The 21109-nt window shown below is 70.2% G+C and carries 21 protein-coding genes, 2 tRNA genes and 1 riboswitch; of the genes, 13 read left to right on the forward strand and 10 right to left on the reverse strand.

Features of this window, described 5'->3' with window-relative positions; translation table 11 throughout:
• Positions 1-18: 18 nt before the first annotated feature.
• On the reverse strand, positions 19-456 hold the full coding sequence (locus HKD39_RS17600; RefSeq protein WP_171201181.1) for a hypothetical protein: 438 nt from the start codon (positions 454-456) through the stop codon (positions 19-21).
• 88 nt (positions 457-544) lie between these two features.
• Positions 545-1282 carry a MerR family transcriptional regulator gene (locus HKD39_RS17605; protein WP_171201182.1) on the reverse strand — a complete coding sequence of 246 codons (738 nt, stop codon included), beginning with the start codon at positions 1280-1282 and terminating at the stop codon, positions 545-547.
• Between the two features lie 727 nt (positions 1283-2009).
• Between HKD39_RS17605 and HKD39_RS17610 the strand changes: the two genes are divergently transcribed.
• The 8 genes from HKD39_RS17610 (at position 2010) to HKD39_RS17645 (ending at position 9672) form a co-directional block, all read left to right on the forward strand.
• Positions 2010-2213 carry a cold-shock protein gene (locus tag HKD39_RS17610; protein WP_171201183.1) on the forward strand — a complete coding sequence of 68 codons (204 nt, stop codon included), beginning with the start codon at positions 2010-2012 and terminating at the stop codon, positions 2211-2213.
• 57 nt (positions 2214-2270) lie between these two features.
• Positions 2271-3551: a PucR family transcriptional regulator gene (locus HKD39_RS17615; RefSeq protein ID WP_171201184.1), complete on the forward strand. Its 1281-nt coding sequence runs from the start codon at positions 2271-2273 to the stop codon at positions 3549-3551.
• Positions 3552-3562: 11 nt separating this feature from the next.
• On the forward strand, positions 3563-4321 hold the full coding sequence (locus HKD39_RS17620; RefSeq protein WP_212754716.1) for an ABC transporter permease: 759 nt from the start codon (positions 3563-3565) through the stop codon (positions 4319-4321).
• Between the two features lie 117 nt (positions 4322-4438).
• Complete coding sequence (locus HKD39_RS17625; RefSeq protein ID WP_171201185.1) at positions 4439-5365, forward strand: acyltransferase domain-containing protein; 927 nt, start codon at positions 4439-4441, stop codon at positions 5363-5365.
• Positions 5362-6342: a beta-ketoacyl-ACP synthase III gene (locus tag HKD39_RS17630; protein ID WP_171201186.1), complete on the forward strand. Its 981-nt coding sequence runs from the start codon at positions 5362-5364 to the stop codon at positions 6340-6342. The genes HKD39_RS17625 and HKD39_RS17630 overlap by 4 nt, the downstream gene beginning before the upstream one ends.
• A gap of 114 nt (positions 6343-6456) precedes the next feature.
• On the forward strand, positions 6457-6699 hold the full coding sequence (locus HKD39_RS17635) for an acyl carrier protein (protein WP_171201187.1): 243 nt from the start codon (positions 6457-6459) through the stop codon (positions 6697-6699).
• Between the two features lie 234 nt (positions 6700-6933).
• A complete protein-coding gene (locus HKD39_RS17640) occupies positions 6934-8181 on the forward strand; it encodes a beta-ketoacyl-[acyl-carrier-protein] synthase family protein (protein ID WP_171201188.1) in 1248 nt (415 codons plus the stop codon).
• A gap of 45 nt (positions 8182-8226) precedes the next feature.
• A complete protein-coding gene (locus HKD39_RS17645; RefSeq protein ID WP_171201189.1) occupies positions 8227-9672 on the forward strand; it encodes an acyl-CoA carboxylase subunit beta in 1446 nt (481 codons plus the stop codon).
• An 892-nt stretch (positions 9673-10564) separates the two neighbouring features.
• Here the strand turns inward: HKD39_RS17645 and HKD39_RS17650 are convergent.
• The 3 genes from HKD39_RS17650 to HKD39_RS17660 form a co-directional block, all read right to left on the reverse strand.
• On the reverse strand, positions 10565-11731 hold the full coding sequence (locus HKD39_RS17650) for a glycoside hydrolase family 3 N-terminal domain-containing protein (protein ID WP_171201190.1): 1167 nt from the start codon (positions 11729-11731) through the stop codon (positions 10565-10567).
• 673 nt (positions 11732-12404) lie between these two features.
• A complete protein-coding gene (locus HKD39_RS17655; RefSeq protein WP_171201191.1) occupies positions 12405-13139 on the reverse strand; it encodes a hypothetical protein in 735 nt (244 codons plus the stop codon).
• 157 nt (positions 13140-13296) lie between these two features.
• A complete protein-coding gene (locus HKD39_RS17660; protein WP_246233125.1) occupies positions 13297-13797 on the reverse strand; it encodes a DUF3145 domain-containing protein in 501 nt (166 codons plus the stop codon).
• A gap of 235 nt (positions 13798-14032) precedes the next feature.
• Positions 14033-14099: riboswitch (guanidine-III (ykkC-III) riboswitch) on the forward strand.
• 13 nt (positions 14100-14112) lie between these two features.
• Between HKD39_RS17660 and HKD39_RS17665 the strand changes: the two genes are divergently transcribed.
• Both HKD39_RS17665 and HKD39_RS17670 read left to right on the forward strand, forming a co-directional pair.
• Positions 14113-14427: a DMT family transporter gene (locus tag HKD39_RS17665; RefSeq protein ID WP_171201192.1), complete on the forward strand. Its 315-nt coding sequence runs from the start codon at positions 14113-14115 to the stop codon at positions 14425-14427.
• Between the two features lies 1 nt (position 14428).
• Positions 14429-14791 (forward strand): DMT family transporter, encoded by a 363-nt coding sequence (locus tag HKD39_RS17670; RefSeq protein ID WP_171201193.1) that lies wholly within the window; start codon positions 14429-14431, stop codon positions 14789-14791.
• An 81-nt stretch (positions 14792-14872) separates the two neighbouring features.
• Here the strand turns inward: HKD39_RS17670 and HKD39_RS17675 are convergent, their stop codons facing one another.
• Positions 14873-15271: a MerR family transcriptional regulator gene (locus tag HKD39_RS17675; protein ID WP_171201194.1), complete on the reverse strand. Its 399-nt coding sequence runs from the start codon at positions 15269-15271 to the stop codon at positions 14873-14875.
• A 63-nt stretch (positions 15272-15334) separates the two neighbouring features.
• Between HKD39_RS17675 and HKD39_RS17680 the strand changes: the two genes are divergently transcribed.
• A complete protein-coding gene (locus HKD39_RS17680) occupies positions 15335-16738 on the forward strand; it encodes an MFS transporter (RefSeq protein ID WP_171201195.1) in 1404 nt (467 codons plus the stop codon).
• A gap of 146 nt (positions 16739-16884) precedes the next feature.
• Here HKD39_RS17680 and HKD39_RS17685 read toward each other — a convergent pair.
• Positions 16885-16962 (reverse strand) — tRNA-Ile (locus HKD39_RS17685).
• Between the two features lie 179 nt (positions 16963-17141).
• Between HKD39_RS17685 and HKD39_RS17690 the strand changes: the two genes are divergently transcribed.
• Both HKD39_RS17690 and HKD39_RS17695 read left to right on the forward strand, forming a co-directional pair.
• Positions 17142-17214, forward strand: a tRNA-Asn gene (locus HKD39_RS17690).
• Between the two features lie 111 nt (positions 17215-17325).
• The gene (locus HKD39_RS17695) at positions 17326-17739 is read left to right on the forward strand and encodes a hypothetical protein (protein WP_171201196.1); all 414 of its coding nucleotides are present in this window, start codon (positions 17326-17328) and stop codon (positions 17737-17739) included.
• A gap of 172 nt (positions 17740-17911) precedes the next feature.
• Here HKD39_RS17695 and HKD39_RS17700 read toward each other — a convergent pair whose 3' ends face one another.
• The 3 genes from HKD39_RS17700 to HKD39_RS17710 form a co-directional block, all read right to left on the reverse strand.
• Complete coding sequence (locus HKD39_RS17700; protein ID WP_171201197.1) at positions 17912-18553, reverse strand: hypothetical protein; 642 nt, start codon at positions 18551-18553, stop codon at positions 17912-17914.
• Positions 18553-20589: a DNA primase gene (dnaG, locus tag HKD39_RS20705; protein ID WP_171201198.1), complete on the reverse strand. Its 2037-nt coding sequence runs from the start codon at positions 20587-20589 to the stop codon at positions 18553-18555. Before dnaG ends, HKD39_RS17700 begins: the two co-directional genes overlap by 1 nt.
• A gap of 146 nt (positions 20590-20735) precedes the next feature.
• Positions 20736-20981 carry a hypothetical protein gene (locus HKD39_RS17710; protein ID WP_171201199.1) on the reverse strand — a complete coding sequence of 82 codons (246 nt, stop codon included), beginning with the start codon at positions 20979-20981 and terminating at the stop codon, positions 20736-20738.
• Positions 20982-21109: the final 128 nt, after the last annotated feature.

Below are 21109 nucleotides of genomic sequence, written 5' to 3' on the forward strand. Positions count from 1 at the left end.
GCCGCTGAGTCCAGCAGGTCAGCGGATGGCGGCCGCGAACCGCTTCGCCTTGCGGCGCCGCGCCAGCACCAGCAGCAATGCCAGCAACGCAACGGGTTCGGTCACCTGATCCGTGCGTGCGGTGACGGTGTGCCCGCCCGAGCCCGACGGTTCGAGTTGAGCCACGACGCTGCCGCTGCCCTCGACGAGGTCGGCGGAACCGTGCGCACTGCGCAGCTCGAACTGTCCGGTGGAGGCAGACAGTGTCCACTTGCCGGCGCCGGTCCGGACCGCGGTGACGCTGCTACCGGCACCGCCCTGCAGGGTTGCCCCGGAGTCCTGCGGGACGAACCGATAGCCGCTCAGCTCGCCACCGTTGCGGAGGAACCGCTTCGGCAGCTTGCTCACCTGCCCGCCCGCGGTCCGAATCTCGAAGGACAGCAACCCGGCCCTGCGCGCGCTGATGCTGATCGTCATGGGACTTCCTCTCGTCGGCTACTTCTTCTTGATTTCCTCGGCCGCGCGCAGCGCAGTCAGTGCCCGGCGCAGTCAGTGCTCGGCGCAGTCAGTGCTCGGCGGATTCGGCCTCAAGAGCCCTCGACACCCGCACCAGAACGTCCAGCTGCGCCGCGTTGTAGATGTCGCGCAGCGCCAACCCGATGTCCCTGGCCGCCGCAACCGGCGCCTCATCGGCGGGCCGGTGCTGTTTGGCGGCGCGGGCGGCCGGCAGCATCCGGACGGCCAGTTCGGCGCGTTCCGCCTCGCCGGCGTCCGCCGGCAGCCGCTCGAAGTCGGCGTCGGCATCGGAGTCGACAGCGGTGCTCAGCCATTCCCGCAACCGGCGCTGTCGGTGTTCGGGCAGCAGCCGGCTGAGGACGAATAACGTCGCCTTGTCGGTATCGGTCAGCGTTGCGGCGGTCTCGACATCGGCGAAGCCCGGCGGCATGCCGCGGTGCACCTCGTTACTGAGCACCTGTTGCAGGTCGCGGCGGATCTGCTCCAACTGCTCGATCCGTTCCGACAACTGCGCATCGAGTGACCGGAAGAGCGCATCGGCCTGCGGGCCCTTGCTGTCCAACTCCCGGATCTGCGCCAAGGTGAAGCCGATCTCGGTGAGTCGCCTAATCCGCAGCAGCCGGATCAGGTGCAGCGCGCCATAAGCCTTGTAGCCGTTGGTCCTTCGTTCCGGCTCCGCCAGCAGGCCGACCTCGTGGTAGTACCGCACCGTGCGCAGGCTGACCCCGGCCAGCCTGGCCACCTCGCTGGTGCTCCAGCCGGTGAGTCGGCGGTCGGTGTTCGTCATGCCGGCAGCTGCCGGTTCTCCCCGGTCGCCGCGCGCGGCAGTTCCGGGCGGGCGACCCGAGTCCGATGATCCCGCTGCTCTCACTGCCGCAGTAGACACCGTGCCGCGGCGGCACGGTCAAACCGGCCGGCGCAGTACGGCGGGCCGCGGCCGACGGCGGCGCAGCGGCAGTGCCGCGGCGGCACGGCCCTACCAGCGTGCGGGACGATTGTCCCGTTTCGTCCCGCTGCCCCATCTAAGTGCTTCACATCGTTGTTCGGACAGCTGGCGACTTGGGCTCCGACCGCCGGCTGCCCGACCCGTGCCCACGGTTGCCGACAGTTGCCGACAGTGGCCGACAGCTGCCGACAGTTGCCGACAGGCACGGCACAGCGGAGCAAAACCGCTACCGCAGAACGGATCCGCGGCCCCACCACACCGGCGTCCGGCCTCGGGCCGACAATGACATCGACCAAGATTGGACAAAGAATCTGATACAGCTGACTGGCGCAGCGCAACCGGCGGCGGATCAAAGATGACGATGTGGTCACGTTGTGACCGAGGCAGCGCAGCGTCTTCCGCCAAGCGCAGCCGCGCGGTAGCCTCCCCTCGTTGTTGCTCTTCCTCGGCTTTGCATTTCGGCTCGGCGAGTAAGGCGCATCCCCTCCGGCGGAGACTTGGGCCGCTGAGGTGTATCACCCCGTCGCCGGGAGATCCGGTGTCGGACTAGCTCTTTGAGGAGAGCAGCATGGCGCAGGGAACGGTCAAATGGTTCAACGCGGAGAAGGGCTACGGCTTCATCTCCCCTGACGACGGCTCCGGTGACGTCTTCGTGCACTACAGCGCGATCTCCGGATCCGGGTACCGCTCACTCGAAGAGGGCCAGACGGTCACCTTCGAGGTCGAGCAGTCCGACAAGGGCCCGCAGGCGGCCAACGTCACGCCTGCCTGAGAGACCACGACCGGGTGCCGCAACGGCGCGGTACTCGGTCGTGCCAGGCTGGCCATCATGACGGCTGACCGCGGCACGCTCCCTGGCAGTCACCAGCACGCACCGGACGGCCAGCCGGCCGCTGCCGAGCCTGCTGGCGACGCCGCGGCCTCCCGCCGCCGCGACATCGGCCCGGAAACGCTGCGCAGGGTGGAGCGGTCCGCCTCCGCGCTCGCGACCAGGGCGATCGCTGCCATGGATGCGCGCCTGTCGTGGTTTCGCGCGCTGTCGGCAGAGCAACGCTCGTGGGTGACGCTGGTAGCCCAGGCCGGTATCGCCGGCTACGTCAGCTGGCTGGACGGCTCCCCCACTGCACGGCTGACCGAACAGGTTTTCGGTGCCGCACCCCGGCGACTGCTGCGCCAGGTCACCTTCCGGCGCACCGTCGAGCTGGTCCGGCTGTCCATCTCGGTGGCCGACGAGCACATTCCCGCGCTCGGTGACTCACCGGCCGAGCGAGCCGCACTGGCCGACACGCTGCTGCGGTACAGCCGCGAGATCGCCTTCGCCGCAGCGGGTTTGTACGCAGCCGCCGCGGAAACCAGGGGCGCTTGGGACGCCCGCATCGCCGCCGCCATTGTCGACGGGTTGGTGCGCGGGCAGGATCCCGAAGAGCTGGCCTCGCACGCCGCCGCCCTGAGCTGGGACAGCACCGCGCCCGCCGTCGTGCTGGTCGGCGCGGCACCGCCCGGCGACCCGCAAGCAGCGGTCGACGCGGTCGACGAGTACTCCCGCGCCGGCCGGCCGGCGCTGGCCGGCGTCCACGGCACCCGACTGGTGGTGTTGTTGTCCAGCGTCCCCGGCAGTCACGGTGCGACCGACCGGGGCAGCGCCCCGGATGAGCAGCTGCTGCGGCTGTTCGGCCCTGGTCCGGTGGTGATCGGCCCGGCCGCCGCCGGCATGGCAGGTGCGGTGCACTCGGCGACCGAGGCGCTCGCCGGCCTGGCGGTAGTCGCCGCCCGGCCGGACGCCCCCCGGCTGATCGCCGCCGACGCCCTGATGGCCGAACGCGTGGTGGCCGGTGACGGCGCAGCCGCCGAACAGCTGCGGCAACTGATGGCCCCGCTGGAGACCGCAGGGTCGCCGCTGCTGCCGACGCTGCGCAGCTACCTCGACCACGCCGGCGCGCTGGAACCGGCGGCCCGCACACTGTTCGTGCACCCGAACACCATGCGCTACCGGCTGCGCCGGGTCGCCGAGCTCACCGGGCTCGACCCCTGGGACGCCCGCGACCAGTTCACGCTGCGGATCGCGCTGGTGCTCGGGTCGCTGCCGGCCGGCGCGGTGCAGGGCAGCTGAGGGCGACGGGAGTGAACGTCACCGTCGGGTTCCCGCTCGCGATCGTGCTGCTGGTGCTGGCCGGCGGCGCGGCGGCGGTCACCCACGTCGCCGGGCTCGGCCGGGCCAGGGACAACCTGATCATCGCGGCGCGGGCCACCGCACAGCTGGCGGCGGTCAGCGCCGTGATCGTGTTCGTGCTGCGGTCGATGTGGCTGACCGTCGCGTTTCTGCTGCTGATGCTCGGGGTGGCCACCGTGACGGCCAGCTACCGGATCAGCGGCCGCCGGGTGGGCCGCGGGCTGTGGGCCGGCGTCGCCATCGTCGCCGGGGTGCTGCCCACCATGGCGATCATCGTGGCGTCCGGGGTACTGCCCGCGCAGCCGGTCGCGGTGCTGCCGACCGCCGGCATCCTGATCGGCAACGCCATGGTGGCCACCGCGCTGGCCGGGCGCCGGCTGCGTGAAGAGTTGACCGGCAGGCGCGGCGAGTACGAGGCGATGCTTTCCCTCGGCATGCGGCGCCGGGACGGCGTGCTGGAACTGGGCCGGCCGGCCGCCGCGCTGGCCCTGGTCCCCGGTCAGGACCAGACCCGCACCGTCGGCCTTGTCACCCTGCCCGGCGCCTTCGTCGGGGTGTTGCTGGGCGGCGGCTCGGCATGGCAGGCGGGCGCCACCCAGCTCCTGGTGTTGATCGGGCTGCTACTGGTGCAGTCCCTTGCCGTCGCCAGCACGGTGGCGCTGGTGGCCGCCGGGCTGCTGCCGGTCGGCTCGACCCCACTTCCCGACTAGCCGGCAGCCTTGGCCGGACCGGCCGATTCCTTTGGTTGGTTCCTACAAAGTCGCCGGGTCGAGTTTGGTAGCCGGCCGATTCGATACCGATGCCCGAAAGCTGATTGACTGACGGGCGTGCTGGCCATCGTCGCGCCCGGTCAGGGCGCCCAGAAACCCGGAATGCTGTCCGCCTGGCTGGAGCTGCCCGGCGTCGCCGAGCAGCTGACCGCCTGGGGTGACGCCGCCGGTCTCGACCTCGCCAGGCTCGGCACCACCGCCGACGCGGACGAGATCAAGGACACCGCCGTCACCCAGCCATTGGTGGTCGCCACCGCGCTGCTGGCAGCCGGCCAGCTGTCGATCCCGAGCGGAAACGGCACTGTGGTAGCCGGGCACAGCGTCGGCGAACTGGCGGCCGCCGCCGTCGCCGGAGTCATCAGCGCCGACGAGGCCACCGCCCTGGCCGCCACCCGCGGTCGCGCCATGGCCGCGGCCAGCGCCCTCACCCCGACCTCGATGGCGGCCGTGATGAACCCGGACATCGACGCTGTCCTGGCCACGCTGAACGAGCGAGACCTGGTGGGCGCCAACGTGAACGGGGCCGGGCAGGTGGTCGCCGCCGGCACCAGGTCACAGATCGACGAGCTGGTCGCCGCACCCCCGGAGGGCATGCGGGTGATCGCGCTCTCGGTCGCCGGCGCCTTCCACACCGCCTACATGGAACCGGCGCGCGAGGAGTTCGCCGGGGTACTGGCGCAGCTGCGCCCCGCCGACCCGACCGCCGTCCTGCTGACCAACGCCGACGGCAGGGCCATCGGCTCCGGCGGCGAGTACCTCGAGCTGCTGAGTCGGCAGCTCACCTCACCCGTGCGCTGGGACAAGTGCATGGACACCATCGCCGAGCTCGGCGTCACCGGGCTGCTGGAACTGCCGCCCGCCGGCACCCTCGTCGGCCTGGCGAAACGCCAGCTGAAGGGCGTTGCCACGCTGGCCGTCAAATCACCGGACGATCTGCCGGCCGCAGCCGCCTTCATCACCGAACACGCAGGAGCCGCCGCATGAGCGTCACCCTCAACACCGCAACCGGGCGCCAGGGATCGAAGGTCGTCGGCCTCGGGCACTACCGACCCGAGCGAGTCGTCAGCAACGACGAGCTGGCCAAGACCATCGACACCAACGACGAGTGGATCCGCACCAGGGTCGGGATCGCGGAGCGGCACTTCGCCGCGCCGGACGAGACCGTCGAGCAGATGGGCGCCAAGGCCGGTGAGCAGGCCATTGCCGACGCGGGCCTGCGCCCGTCGGACATCGACACCGTGATGGTCGCGACCTGCACGCTGCCGGCCCAGATCCGGCAGGCGTCCACCAAGGTGGCGTCGCTGCTCGGCATCGTGTCGCCCGGCAGCTTCGACATCAACGCCGCCTGCGCCGGCTTCTGTTACGGACTGGCCAACGCCAACAGCCTGATCCGCTCCGGCGAGGCCGGCACCGTGCTGCTGGTCGGCGCCGAGAAGCTCACCGACTGGGTCGATCCGACCGACCGCGCCAACGCGATCATCTTCGCCGACGGCGCCGGCGCCGCGGTGATCACCGGCAGCGACACCGCTGAGGTCGGCCCGGTGGTGTGGGGCTCCGAAATCGAGCACACCGAGACCATCGGGACGACGGTGCCGGAGCGCAAGATCTACCAGGAGGGTCAGACCGTCTTCCGGTGGGCCACCACCAAGATTCCGCAGCTGGCCCTCGACGCGGTCGCCAAGTCCGGGGTGCAGCTGTCCGACATCGACGTGCTGGTGCCGCATCAGGCCAACCTGCGCATCGTCGACGCCATCGCCAGGCGACTGCGCGCCGAAGGGGCCCGCGAGGATCTGCGGGTGGCCGACGACATCGTCACCACCGGCAACACCTCGTCGGCCTCCGTGCCGATCGCGCTCGACCGGATGCGCAAGGCCGGCACCGCCCGGTCGGGCGACCTGGTGCTCGCCGTCGGCTTCGGCGCCGGACTCACCTACGCCGGACAGGTTTTCCGCTGTCCGTGACCAGTCGGCCCGCGACCAGCGGGTCACCGCGCCAGCAGCAGAGCTGATCGGGCAGAATTCGCCCGTTGCGTCGAGTGGATCGCCCGCTCGACCACCTTGAGAAAGGAACACCACGTGTCCGACAACACCGAGATCCTTCCCGGCCTCGCCGAGATCGTCGAAGAGGTCGCCGGAGTCCCGGCCGCCGACGTCACCGGCGACAAGTCGTTCACCGACGACCTCGACATCGACTCGCTGTCGATGGTCGAGATCGCCGTTCAGGCCGAGGACAAGTTCGGCGTCAAGATCCCCGACGACGAGCTGGCCAACCTGAAGACCGTGCAGGACGCGGTCGACTACATCCAGCGCAACAAGTAGCAGCCGCCCGGCCCGGCGCGGCAGCCGCCTCCGCCGGGACCGGCTACCGCCTCGGCGGTCCTGCCGTCCCGGACGCCACCCGTCCAGGCGGCAGCCCCCGCGCGTCGGTGCGCTGATGCTCGGAACTCTCGGCAGCGCGCACCGACGCGGCACCGGCACCGCACCCCACGACCGGGCCGGCGCCGGCCGCCACCGGACCAGCCCGCAACCCGGGAAAGTGAGCCTCGAAACCCGATGACCGCCAAGCATTCCGCCAACTCAGCCGACCAGGTCGTTGTCACCGGGATCGGTGCCACCACCCCACTCGGAGGGACAGCACCGGAAACCTGGCAGGGCCTACTGGAGGGTCGCAACGGCGTCGGCAGCAACGATGCGCCGTGGGTCGACACGTTCGACCTGCCGGTGCGCATCAAGGCCGGGCTGAAGGTCGAGCCCACCGAGGTGCTCAGCCGGGTGGAGGCCAGGCGGCTGGATCGCTGCCAGCAGGTGGCGTTGGTCGCCGCCCGCGAGGCCTGGGCCGACGCCGGCGAACCTGAGGTCGACCCGGTGCGGCTCGGCGCCGTCGTCGGCACCGGGATCGGCGGCGCTATGACGCTGCTCGATCAGGACGACCTGCTGGAAACCCAAGGGCTGAGCAAGGTTGCCGTGCTCACCATCCCGATGCTGATGCCCAACGGCCCGGCCGCAGCCGTCGGCCTGTGGGCCAAGGCCAGAGCCGGTGTGCACGCACCAGTCTCGGCCTGCGCGTCCGGCGCCGAGGCCCTGGCCTGGGCGTGGCGGATGATCCGCGACGGCGACATGGACATTGCCATCGCCGGAGGCGCCGAGGCGTGCATCGCCCCGATCACCGTTGCCGGGTTCGCCCAGATGCGGGCGATGAGCACCCGCAACGACGACCCGGCCACCGCGTCCCGCCCATTCGACCTCGGCCGCGACGGGTTCATCCTCGGCGAGGGCGCCGGAACGATGATCCTGGAGCGCCGCGATCACGCCGAGGCCCGCGGCGCCAAGATCTACGGGGTGCTGGCCGGGGCCGGCATGTCCAACGACGCCCACCACATCACCGCGCCGGAACCGGAAGGCGAGGGCACCACCAGGGCCATCGAACGCGCGCTGCGCTCGGCCGACCTGTCCCCCACCGACATCGGGCATGTCAACGCGCACGCCACCTCCACCCCGGTGGGCGACATCGCCGAATCCAACACCGTGCTGCGGGCGCTGGGCGAGCATCCGGTGGTGACCGCCAACAAGTCGATGACGGGGCACCTGCTGGGCGCCTCCGGTGCGGTGGAGGGCATCGCCACCCTGCTGGCGGTGCGTGACGGGATCGTGCCGGGCACCAAGAACCTGAACGACCTCGACCCGAAGGTCGGCGTCGACGTCGCCACCACCAACCGCGAGGTCTCCGACCTCCGCGCTGCCCTGAACAACTCCTTCGGCTTCGGTGGGCACAACGTGGTGCTCGCGTTCACCAAGAACTGACCCGAATCCGGCCGAGAACCCCATCGAAGAACCGAGGTCGCTGACATGACTGCCGCTCCTGCCACTTCCGCCGACGGCGGAGCCACCGGCGACACCACGGCCGGACCGCGCCAGCTGGATCCACGCGAACCCGAGGTGCGGCTGGTCAAGCTGCTGGACGCCGACACGCTGGTGCCGCTGCACCCCACCGACACCTCGGGGGTGTCGGCGGTGCGCGGACGCATCGACGGCGCCAAGGTGATCGCCTACTGCACCGACGCCACTCGGCAGGGCGGCGCACTCGGTTTCGAGGGCTGTCAGCACATCGTCGACGCCATCGATACCGCTGTGCGGGAACGGGTTCCGGTGGTCGGGCTGTGGCACTCAGGCGGCGCCAGGATCGCCGAGGGCGTTGCCTCCCTCGACGGCGTCGGCGGCGTCTTCGCCGCGATGGTGCGGGCTTCCGGCCGGGTGCCGCAGATCTCCCTCGTCCTCGGTGCGGCCGCCGCCGGCGCCGCCTACGGCCCGGCGCTGACCGACGTGGTGGTGATGGCACCGGAGGGCCGGATCTTCGTCACCGGCCCCGATGTGGTGAAGTCGGTGACCGGTGAGCAGGTCGACATGGAGGCCCTCGGCGGCCCGTCGGCGCACGGCCGCAAGTCCGGCGTGGTGCACGTCGTCGCCAAATCCGAGGACGACGCCTACGCCCAGGCCCGCAAGATCACCACGGCGTTCTCCCGGCCCGGCATCACCGGCGTCGCCGGCATCACCGACGACCCGGAGCTGGCAAAAATGTTGCCGGAACAGAAGAACCGTGCCTACAACGTGCGCCCGCTGATCGACCGGATTTTGGACGAGCCGCTCGACGAGCTGCAGACCAAGTGGGCGCCGAACATGGTGATCGGCCTCGGCCGGCTGGCCGGCCGCAGCGTCGGCGTCGTCGCCAACAACCCGCTCCGGCTGGGCGGCTGCCTCGACTCGGTGTCGGCCGAGAAGGCCGCGCGGTTCGTCCGGATGTGCGACGCGTTCGGCATCCCGCTGCTGGTGATCGTCGACTGTCCCGGGTACCTGCCCGGCGTCGGGCAAGAATGGGACGGTGTTGTCCGCCGCGGCGCAAAACTGTTGCACGCCTTCGCCGAAGCCGACGTGCCCCGCGTGACCCTGGTGACCCGCAAGGCCTTCGGTGGCGCCTACATCGCGATGAACGCCAAATCCCTTGGCGCGACCGCGGTCTACGCCTGGCCGGACGCCGAGATCGCCGTGATGGGCGCCAAGGCCGCCGTCGGCATCCTGCACCGCCGCAAGATCGCCGCGGCCGCCGACGACGAACGTGACCAGGTGATCGCCGAGCTGGCCGACGAGCACGAGCGCGGCCTCGGTGGTCTGCAGCGCGCCATCGACATCGGTGTGGTGGACGAGGTCATCACCCCGGCCGAGACGCGGCGCCGGGTGGCCGAAGCGTTGGCCGCCGCCCCTGCCGGTCGTGGTGCGCATACCAATATTCCGTTGTAGTTCGCTGTTTGTGGCCGGCTCCGGGGTGATGGGCACGGCCCTTGTTGCGCCACGGCCGTCTCCGGGGTGGGTGAGCGTTGCCCTTGTTGCGCGACGGCCGTCTCCGGGATGATGGGCACGGCTAGGCTTCGCTGGCTACCCGGACTCGCTGCGCTCGCCCAGGCAGCTGGCGCTGCAGAGTGCGCCGTGCCCACCACCCCTGCGCCGGCCTGACGACACGACGGGGCAATTGATGCGCGCCGCGACCGGCGTGGGCTGCTTGTGAGGGCAGATTGATGATCGGCCGCTGAGGCTATCCCAGGTCACTGCGCTGACTCCCCCGAATGCAGCCGCTCCGCAGACGAAGCCGCCGTCTCCGGGGTGATGGGCACGGCTAGGCTTCGCTGGCTACCCGGGCTCGCTGCGCTCGCCCGGGCAGCTGGCGCTGCAGAGTGCGCCGCGCCCACCGGCCCGTGCGACGGCCGACTCAGAGTTCGCCGTCCCCGTCAGCCCTGCGCCGGCCTCACGACAACGACCGGGCACTTGGTGCGCCATCACAAACCTTTCCGCACGTCACAACCGTTCCAGCAGACTGAAACGGTTGTGACGTACCGAAACAGTTGTGCTCGTCGGCGGGCAGTCCACAGCGCGGTGTCACACCGCGCGACGCTGCCTGCCAATGACCCGACCGGCTAGCCAATTGCCAACGGACGTCCCGCGAACCGCTGTCTCGCGAGGCAACGTCCCGCGAGCCCACCTCTCGCCATCACACACCTTTCCGCACGTCACAACCGTTCCACGACCGACGTGGGCTGCTTGTGGAGGCAGATCGACGCTCGGCGCGGCACAGTGCGCCATGCCCACCACCCCTGCGCCGGCCGACTGGTGGTGCCATGACCACCAGGTGTGCTGGTCAGGCGCCGAGGCGGCGGACTTCGGCGAGCAGCTGTTGGTGCTCCGGTGAGTTCACGACGCTGAGCGGCGGGGTCGGGTAGCGCGCCACCGCGATGCGCAGGGCCAGGACGGCGGTTGCGGCGTCCGAGAGGCGTTGGGACGGCAGCTCGCCGGACTGCACAGCGGCGACGATGCCCCGCACCGCGGCGGCCGGGTCGATCGGCATCAGCACCAGATCCTGGCCCGCCGCAAGCGCCCGCCAGGCAGCCTCGCCCGACGAGAAGCTGTTGGCGATCGGGGCCATCTGCATCGAGTCGGACACCGTCACACCGCCGAAGCCGAGACCGTCGCAGCCGGCAGTTCCCTTGCCGCGCAACAGCTCTCCGACGATCGCCGGCGAGATGCTCGCCGGTACGGTGTCGGCGCCGGCGGCGGGCATCAGCACGTGGCCGGTCATCACCGCGGCGGCACCCGCGTCGATTCCGGCGCGCATCGGAACGGCCTCGGTCTCGTTCCACTCCGCGCAGCTGGCCGAAAGGTCCGGCAGCGCCTTGTGCGTGTCGGTGGCGATCCGGCCGATGCCGGGAAAATGCTTGAGAGTGGCTGCCACGCCTGCGCTTTGGTACCCGCGCACGGCGGCGCTCACCAGCACGCCGGTGCGCTGCGGATCGGTGCCGTACGAGCGGTCGCCGATCGCCGACGACCCGTCCACCGGAAGCACGTCGGCATCCGGCGCAAAGTCGAGATTGACGCCCACAGCACGCATTTCGGCGCCGGCGGCCGCCGCCACCTTGGTCACGGTCGACGCCGCCTTCGCGGTCGGCGAGATACCGGCGAGCGCGCCCGCGCCCGGAAACTTGGTGAACCCGTTGACCAGGCGAGCCACCTGGCCGTACTCCTGGTCAACCCCCACCAGCATCGGGATGTCCCGCAGCGGACCCGTTGTGCCAGAGCGATACTGCTGCTGCAGATCGTCGGCGGCGGCCTTGACCCGTTGCGGCGTACCGGATCCGGTGCCGTCCACCACGCCGTCGGTGCCCATCAGGATGACGGCACCGTAGGGCGCTCCCCCGGTCTTGCCGGCCTGACCATTGGTCGGCATCACCACGGTCGCCGCACGCTGCAACGGCGTCATCGACCCGACCAGCGCAGCTGCCCTGGCCCTGTCGTCCGCCGTCACCCGCACCGGACCGGTCTGCTTCGACGGGCCGATGCGCGGCTTGGGCTTAGCGGCCTCAGCTGACGCTCCCGGCTTGGCCGACGATGCCGACGGCTTGGCCGGCGATGCTGACGGCTTCGCGGACGCTGCCGGCGCGCCGGACGCCGCCGGCGTGCTGTCCGCAGGCTTTCCGTCAGTGCTGGCAGTACCCGCAGAAGCCGCAGAAGCCTCAGTAGACCCAGTACTCCCGGAGGCGCCACCCGCGACATCGCCGGTATCGGCCGTGCTTGATGCCCCTGTGCTCGGTGCGGCGCCGCTGGTTTCGGCCCGGCCGGTAGCGGTCGGGCCCGCGGTCATCGCCGCGGCGGCCGACGGTCCCGCCGCCGGATCACCCGCGGAATCGTCCTGAGAACACCCGGCCAGCACCACGGGCAGAGCAAGGACCAGCGCGGCGACGGCACAGCGGGAACGGGGATGCCTCACACAGAACCTTCCTGGCCGCACGTCACCGCACCTCACACGGAAACGCAGCGACGGCGTTCGGGTCAGCCGCGGTTCGCGGCCCGCACCAGCCTGCCATGCCGGCGGACGGCGGCCGACCATCCGGGCCGGACTGCCGTCCCCATCACACCTGCCCATCGCGCCCGGCGAGCGGCGCCGGCACCCACAGCACCGGTCGCGGCGGCCATCGCGCTTGCGGTCAGGCGTCGCAGTCGCGCGGCTGCGCCGAGCCGGCGGCCGCCACCCCGACCCGCAACCCGGAGCCCTCGTCGATCAGCGGCCAGGTCAGTCGCCAGTCGGTGCAGCTGGAAGTCCCGTCGAACGACTTCTCAGGGTCCTGGCGCGAGCGCAGCGAGAACACCACCTGACGCGGTTCGTCATGCACCTCCTCGATCACGATCTCGGTGTCGACGGTGCTCGAATACTCGTCCCACCAACGGCTTTCATCGATCTTCTCCGGCTGCTCCGAGGTGACGGTCTCGGCCCAGCCGGCGTAGTCGTGGGTGTTGATCGCGTTGAAGTGCTGCTGCAGCAGGTCGCGGACCGCCGCGGCGCCCGGCTGGTCGGCCGTCTGCTGGTCGGCGAAGCGCACCTGCGTGGACTCACCGCCCTCGGTCGGCACATCGACCGGCGGCTCCTGCGCACTCGAGGCGGCGGACGACGACTGCGCCGCCGATGGCTGCGCTGACGGCCCCGCCGACTGCTGACCCGAGGCGCCGACCCCCGCGCCAGGGCCGCCGGAGCTGGCCGGCGGCGGGCCGGACGGGCCGGGTGGCCGGGGTCCGGAGGTTGGCGTCGTATCGATCGACTGGGCGGCGGCGACCGTGCTGTCGGTCCCCCGGTCGCGCCCGATCAGGTACGCCGACGCGCCGACGATGCCCGCGCACAACACCAGAATGACGCTGAGCAGCACCGTCAGCGATGCCTTGTTCATCGGCGGTCCGCTCCCTCGATCACCATGCCGTGGCCAACCGGCCGGCACTGCCAGCGGCGTGCTGTGCCAAGGGATTCAGGCTAGAGGACGGGCCGGCGCCGCCGGCCGAGCCGTCGCAGGCGCGGCGATACGGTTCAGCGGCGTCACAGCGGCGGGCTCAGCCGACCTGATGCAGCCAGGTGACCTGGGTGCCGTCGCCGGCGCGGCGATACGGTTCCAGCTCGGCGTCGATGTCGGCACCGAGCAGCTGCTGCAGTTCGTGCGCCAGCTTCTCGGCGCCGTAGCCGTGCTCCAGCAGCGCCCTGATCCGGTCCTCGCCCACCATCACGTCGCCGTTGGCGGAGGTCGTCGCGCGCCAGATGCCGCGGCCCGGCAGGTGACAGATGCGTTCACCGTCGCTGCCGGCGCTGGGCTCCTCGGTGACCTCGAACCGCAGCATCGGCCACGCCTTGAGGGCATTGGCGAGCTGGCCGCCGGTGCCGGGGGCGCCCGTCCAACTGAGGTCGGTGCGGAGCTGACCAGGCGCTGCCGCCTGGGGGGTCCAGTGCAACGCCACCCGGTCGCCCAGAACGGACGACAAAGCCCACTCGGCGTGCGGGCAGATCGCTGCCGGCGCCGAGTGGACGTACACCACGCCCCGGCCCATCGCTTCGCCCATCGGACACCTCCGCCTTGTCGTCTGCTCCTGCGTCTTCCCCAACGTGGAGCAGCGTGCGGATGCCGCGACGAGATTCGTCAGGCCCGTGCATGCCGTATCAAGTTGTCTTCATGATCAAGTTGTCTTCATGCGGTTACTCGCGGGCGCTCCGCAACCAGCGGGCACACCGTGACCATTGTGCACCTTGTGACGGCTGAATACCAGCGTTGCGGCGCGATCGCCGGTAGACTCGCCCGCGGAGCCCAGCGATCGGGCTCGCGGACGAGGGAGCAGTACCCGCACCACGACAAGACTGACTCAGAAGGGCCATCAGTCATGGCGTGGATCATCTTGATCGTTTCGGGGATGTTGGAGGCGGTGTGGGCCGCCGCGCTGTCGGAGTCGAACGGATTCCGGCGCAAGGGCCCGACCATCCTGTTTCTGGTGGCGTTGGCGGCCAGCATGGCCGGCCTGGCCTTGGCGATGCGCACCCTGCCCACCGGCACCGCATATGCCGTCTGGGTCGGCATCGGCGCAACACTCACCGTGCTCTGGGGATTCGTCACCGGGCAGGAGCGGCCGACGGTGTTGCGCGGTCTGCTGATCCTGCTGCTGGTCGGCTCCGTCATCGGGCTGAAGGTGGTGAGCTGACATGGCATGGCTGATCCTGTTGCTCAGCGCCATCTGCGAAGCGGTGTGGGCGACGGCGCTCGGCGAGTCCCATGGATTCTCGGAGCCGCTGCCCACGGTCATCTTCTTTGTCGCGCTGGCGGCCAGCATGATCGGGCTGGGCTGGGCGGTGCGGCACATCCCGATCGGTACCGCCTATGCGGTGTGGGTCGGTGTCGGGGCCGCGCTGACCGTGAGCTACGCGATGATCACCGGCGCCGAAACCGTCTCGGTCGGCAAAATCATCTTCATCAGCGGCATCGTGCTCGCCGTGGTCGGGCTGAAGCTCGCACCCGAGCCGAAGGCGCCACGGCGGGCCGAACAGCCCGCGGAACCTCGCGACTGACGGTCGATTCCGGCTGCGGCGCAAGCGGTTCCCACGAGCCCGGCGATCAGCGGCGCCGACCGGCAGTCTTGACGCTCCGCCTCAGGGCATGGTGGCTAGCGCCTCATCGATGTCGCACAGATGGCCGCCGGTGCTCATCGCGGCAATGGCGCGTTTGAGCGCTTCGACGCGCTGCTCGGCCTCCGTGACGATGTGGTCGGCGATCCTGCTCCACTCCTCTGGCTGTGGCTGCGGCGGCAGAGCATCGAAGGTCTCGGCGATTTCTTTCACGGTAAGGCCGACGCGTTGGGCGAGCTTGGCCACCTTGATGCGGCATGAGGCATCTGAGGCGAACCGGCGCTGATTGCCCGCGGTGCGCTGTGCGCGAATCACGCCGTGGCGTTCATAAAAGCGCACGGCCGACGGTGCGACCCCACTCTGGGCGGCAACCTCGCTCACCGTCAGCCCGGACTCGGTTCCGATCACCGTTGTGACGCTCATGCCTGCAATGTGACACACCGGGCTGTTGACTTCAACATTTGTTCAACTTCTAGCGTTCCAGGGATGACCCCCTCCGCAGCCCCACCGACGCCATCCAGCACCCGAGCCGCAACCGGCCAGGGAGGCGTGATCGTCGTGCTCGCCGGCGGCATGCTGCTGCAAGCCATGAACATCTACCTGACCAGCGCACTGATGCCCAGCATCGTGACCGACATCGGCGGGGAGAACTACTACGCCTGGGTCACCACGGTCTTCATCGTCGCGAGCGTGGCAGCGACGATGGCCGTGCCGACCGTGCTCGGCCGTCTCGGTTCTCGTGTCTCCTACCTCGTCGCGGGCGGAGCGTTCGGCATCGGCAGCGCGATCGCTGCGGCGGCACCGACGATGGAACTGCTGCTCGTTGGCCGCCTGGTCCAAGGCGTCGGCGGCGGCATGCTGTCCGGCTTGGCCTTTGCGCTGATCCGGTCCGCCCTCCCCGAGCAGTCCTGGGGCAAGGGCACCGCGATCATCTCGGCGATGTTCGGGATCGGCACGCTCACCGGCCCCACCATCGGTGGCGCCTTCGCACAGTTCGATGCCTGGCGATTGGCCTTCGGCGTGGTCGCGGTCGTCGCTGTCGGACTCGGTATCGCTGCGACCTCGGTCCTGCCCCCTTCGCCCCGTTCGGAGACCGCGAGCAGGCTGCCGTGGTCGTCGTTGCTGGTGCTCACCGCCGCGGTCGCAGCGTTGAGCGTGGCCGGCGTCGTCCCCGGCTGGTGGTTCTGGGTCGCTGTGACCGTAGGAACCGCGCTGGTCATCGCGTTCGTGGCCGTCGACCGCGCCACCAGATCAGGTGTGCTGCCGGCGATCACCTACCGCGCCGGGTCGTTGAAGTGGCTCTACATCGCTCTCGCGCTGACCACAACGGTGACGGTCAGCGAGGCGTTCACCCCGCTGTTCGGTCAGCGCATCTTCACCCTCGTGCCGTTCGCGGCGGGTTTCCTCGGTGCGACGGTCTCCGCGGGTTGGTCAGTTGCAGCACTCGCGAGCGCTCGCGTCAAGCGCCGACGCGATCAGCAACGGTTGGCACTTGCTGGCCCGGCGATCACTACCGTCGCGATGCTCGTCCTGGTTCTGTTGCAGTTCGTCCCCGCGACGCCGTTGGCGCTGACCGGCTGGATCATCGCATTGGTCGTCGCCGGAGCAGGCACGGGTCTTTCCAATCCCCACCTGTCCGTGTGGGTGATGTCCAGCGTCCCCAACGACGCCGATGATGCGAAGGCCGCCGCCGCGATCCCGGTCGCCAGCATGATTGGGCAGGCCATCGTCGCAGCCCTCGGCGGCACCGTCGTGAATGCCGGGTTGTCCTCGTATCAGCACGCAGCAAGCAACCTGTTCATCCTGCTCGGCATTGTCGCGTTGCTGGGCCACTTCGCCGTTCGCGCGTCCACCCGCCGCCAGCCCCAGTTCGGGGGCAACCGCGACTGACAGCAACGTGCCCCTCTGGGTCAAGCTGGTGTGCCCGCAGTCCTTATGCGCGCACCCGGTTTCCACGCGGTCCCGAGCGACCCCCCGCGCGCAGCGGCCCACCATGAAACAGCCGGCAAGGCATCAGCCGACGCAATACCTCGGTCTGGTGGGGCGACTGGGGCTCGAACCCAGGACCTGACGGATTATGAGTCCGCTGCTCTGACCAACTGAGCTACCGCCCCGCAGGCACCCTACCCAGCGCCGCGCACCGGGCTTGTCCCTGCCCGCGTCTCTGCCCGTGTCCCCCTCCCGTCTGGCTGGCCGGCGGTGGCAAACCCCGTACCGACCACGCTCGCCGGTGGGCTACCATTGTTGAGCGCTGCGACGGCCGATGGAGGCCGGCAACGTCGGCGCAGAACGGTCCTCCGTAGCTCAATTGGCAGAGCATCCGACTGTTAATCGGACGGTTGTTGGTTCGAGTCCAACCGGGGGAGCTTCGCTCGGCAGCACTACGCCGCTGAGCACCCACGGCCCGCCGCTCACCCGAGCCGCGGGCCGTTGTGCTGAGCGAGCTGGCCGTGGAACTACCGGTGAAAGGGGCTTCGATGATCGGTCACCGGCACCGCGCGGTGGTTGCCGCCGTCGGAGCGCTGCTGCTCGCCTCGCTCGCGGCCTGCACCACCAGCCCCACCGGCGCTCGGTCGGACTGCGTGCCGGCGCCCAAGGCCACCGACTGGTTGATCGGCGAACTCCGCACCGGCGTCACCGTCGAAGACCAACCCCAAGCCGTCAGCGCCCCGGCATTCGGCGACATGTATGCGGTGGCCATGCATCTGCGGCAGCCTGACGGCCAGCAGGTGACGGCGGTTTTCGCGATGAACGCACTGGACGGTCCCGCAAAGGTGTACGCCGTGAATCCCCCGGCCCAGGACAACGCTCAGCTGCCATCAGCCGCCAGCTTCGGCATGTCGGATGCGTCAGCCGGCGCCCGCAGCGCGATCCGCTGCCTGGATTCCTGACGCCCGCCCTCAGCCTGCCACCGGCTGCGAGCCGAGCAAGCCGGTGGTGCGAGTTTCAAATGTCCGAAAGTGGCTTCTCGTTCGGGCTTTGCCGCGGAGCCCCGCGGCGAACTCGCGACGAGAAGCCACTTTCGGACAAAAGCAGCCACGGCCCACTGCCGACGTTGGGCGCTCAGTCCACGCCGATGACGCCCTGGTCGTCCACCTGACGCAGCTGCGCCGCTACCCGCTTGGCTGCGACCAGCAGTCCCGGCGCCGCGGGGTCGGCGCCGGTATCCAGTCGTAGCTGCGGCAACAGCCCGTCCCGTCCGGCCACCCGGCGCAGGCTCACCCAGCCGCCCCCACCGTGCCACGGCAGATATCGGCTGGCGGCCACCGAGCGCCGCACCCTTGCGTGGATCTGGTCGGTCACCTTGACCGGCCGCTCCAGCGCAAAAGTCAGCGGGGCAGCATCGACGGTGAGTTCGCCGTCCCAACCCGTGTCGGCGCCGGACTGATCGCTACCAAACGTCAGCTCTCGCAACGGAATCACGGTGAGCTGCCGCGGCTGCAGCCTGGCCTTGGCAATGCGGTGCCATGGCAGCGCCGACAGCCCAGCACCGACCGCGGTCTCGCCCGCCGCCGGTTCCGCCGAGCGCTCTGCCCCTCCAGACACGTCCGGACGCAGGATCAACAGCCGCAACCTCGTCACGGTCAGCTGCACACCGTCGGTACTGCGGGCATGCGCATGCACCACTTCCTCAGGACCGAGCTCGTCGCGGACCTGCTGTGGGACAACGGAGTTCGCGGAGAACCAACGCCGCAGCAGACCCATCAGTCCTCTCCCCTTGCCCGCTGGGCGAGCGCCCTGCGGTAAGCCGTCATCGAGAACAGATCGGCCTGCAGGGCAGCCGCCCGCTCTCGGTCGCCCTGAGCGCTGGCCCGCTGCAGCGCCGAGCCGAGCCGCCGCTCTTCCGCAGCTGCCGCCCGTTCCGCCATTGCCGCAAGCACCCGACCGGCATAGTCGGCCGTCGGCTGGCCGTCGCGCTGGTGCGGCGGCTCAACCGCCAGCTCAGACACCAGCGACCGCAACACACCTGGGGCGAGCCGCTCGCTGACGACACCCATCCACGCCGGACCCGGCGGGGCGTCACCCGGGCCGCCCGCCGCCAGCACCCCCTCGTGCACGGCCTGGTACGCCGGGTCGGAAAACACCGTGACGGGAATGTTCGGATAGTCGGCCGCCACCAGATCCGGTTGCTGCAGAACGAGTTTCAGAACTTCGCGCTCCACCGCCGAGCGCGGGTCCCGCGGGTCGGGTCGACGCACCTGCGGCGCCTGCACCGCGGTGGCCGTTGCCTGGCCCGCGGCGATCGGTGTCGCCCCGGCGCCCGCGGAGGCGCCACCGGATGCATTCCCCACGGCGGCGCGCTGCCCCACTGCGGCGCCGCCCGGACGGGCGGTGCCGTTGGCCTGATCGGCGGCGGGCTGGCCGCGAAACGGCACCGCCGGGCGCTCCCGTTCCCGTTGCCGGGCAGAGAGAATGCGAGCCGCCTCGCGGACCTTGCCGGCCAGGTCCGACTCGGCAACGCCAAGCCAACCTGCGTACTTGTTGACGTACTGTGCGCGCAGGTCGGGGTTCTTGATCTGAGCCAGCAGCGGGGTGACGGCCCTGGTCGCGCCAACGCGACCCTCCGGCTGCTCCAGATCGAACTGAGCCAGCGCGCTGTCGACGGCGAACGCGAACAGCGGTGTGCGCCGGTCGACAAGGCCACGGACCGCGGCATCGCCCTTGGCCTGCCGCAGTTCGCACGGGTCCATGCCGTCCGGCGCGATCGCCACGAAGGTCTCACTGGCGAATTTCTGGTCGGACTCGAACGCCTTCAGGGCGGCCTTCTGCCCGGCCGCGTCACCGTCGAAGGTGTACACCACCTTGCCGCGCATCAGCTCGGAGTCCATCAGATATCGGCGCAGCACGCTGATGTGCTCGTCACCGAACGCGGTGCCGCAGGAGGCAACGGCAGTGGTGACGCCGGCCAGATGCATGGCCATCACGTCGGTGTAACCCTCCACCACCACAGCGGTGCGCTGTTTGGCGATGTCTCTTTTGGCCAGGTTCAAGCCGTACAGCAGCTGAGACTTCTTGAACAGCACAGTCTCTTGGGTGTTGACGTACTTGGCCTCGATCGGGTCGTCGTCGAAGAGCCGGCGCGCACCGAATCCGACAACATCGCCGGCCGCATCGGTGATCGACCACAGCAACCGGCGGTGGAAGCGGTCGATCATCCCGCGCTGACCCCGGCGCGATACCCCTGCCTTTTCCAGCTCCTCGGCCGAAAATCCTTGCCGGATCAGTGTTTTGGTGAGCCGGTCCCAGCCACCCGGGGCGTAGCCGCAGCCGAAGCGCAGCGCGGCGGTCAGGTCGAATCCGCGTTCGGCAAGGAACGCCCGCGCCGACTCTGCCTCGTCGGCGGCGAGCTGTTCGGCGTAGAAGGCCGCCGCGGCCTTGTTGACGGCCAGCAACCGGGAACGGGTTCCGGGTTTCACGCGCGGCCCGCTACCGCCCTCCACCCGCTGCAGGACGATGCCGACCCGCTCGGCCAGCCGCTCGACCGCCTCGACGAAGCTCAGGTGTTCAATCGCGGCGACGAAGCTGAACACGTCGCCGCCCTCGCCGCAGCCGAAGCAGTGGTAGCTGCCGTGGCTGGGCCGGACGTTGAACGACGCGGTCTTTTCGTCGTGGAAGGGACAAAGACCCTTGAGGTTGCCGCCGCCGGCGGGCTTCAGCGCGACGTACTCGGCGACCACCTGCTCGATGCGGTTGGCGTCGCGGACCCGTTCCTTGTCCGCATCCGAAATCCGTCCCGCCACTACAACACTCTATGCGGCCCCGGCCGGAACGTGGTTGGTTGCCCACCGCTGCCGGTGTTGTACCTGAGCTGCTTCCAGTGCCGCGAAACGCGCCGACATCGGCCGATTCGCCGCACTGGAGGCAGGAAAGGTACAACCACGCCCGGTCATGGTGCCACCGGCTCCTTCGGCAGCGGCCTGGCAGCCGCCCCGGAGAGCGTGGTGGGCAGCGGATTGCGCGGCTCGCGCACGCCGGCCGCACTGCCGCCGGTGTCGTCGCCGGGGCCGCGCCGGGCGGCTCCGGCCGGCACCCGCCGGAAGCGGCCGAGCAGCCGCGATACCCCACGCCCGATGCCCCGCGCCACGCCGCGCACCCCGCGCCCGAGCCGCCGCAGTGGATGTCGTTTCCCCATCCGACTCACCTCTCCCGATCTCGCCCGGTGATCCGGGCTGATCAGATGCTCGCGTGCAGCAGCGGGTGAGGACAAGGGCACTGCGCCCACAGCGGAGCCACTTCGCCCTCGGCGAAGCCACCCGTGCA

It is taken from the genome of Nakamurella aerolata, from assembly GCF_013002705.1.
Taxonomy (GTDB): domain Bacteria; phylum Actinomycetota; class Actinomycetes; order Mycobacteriales; family Nakamurellaceae; genus Nakamurella; species Nakamurella aerolata.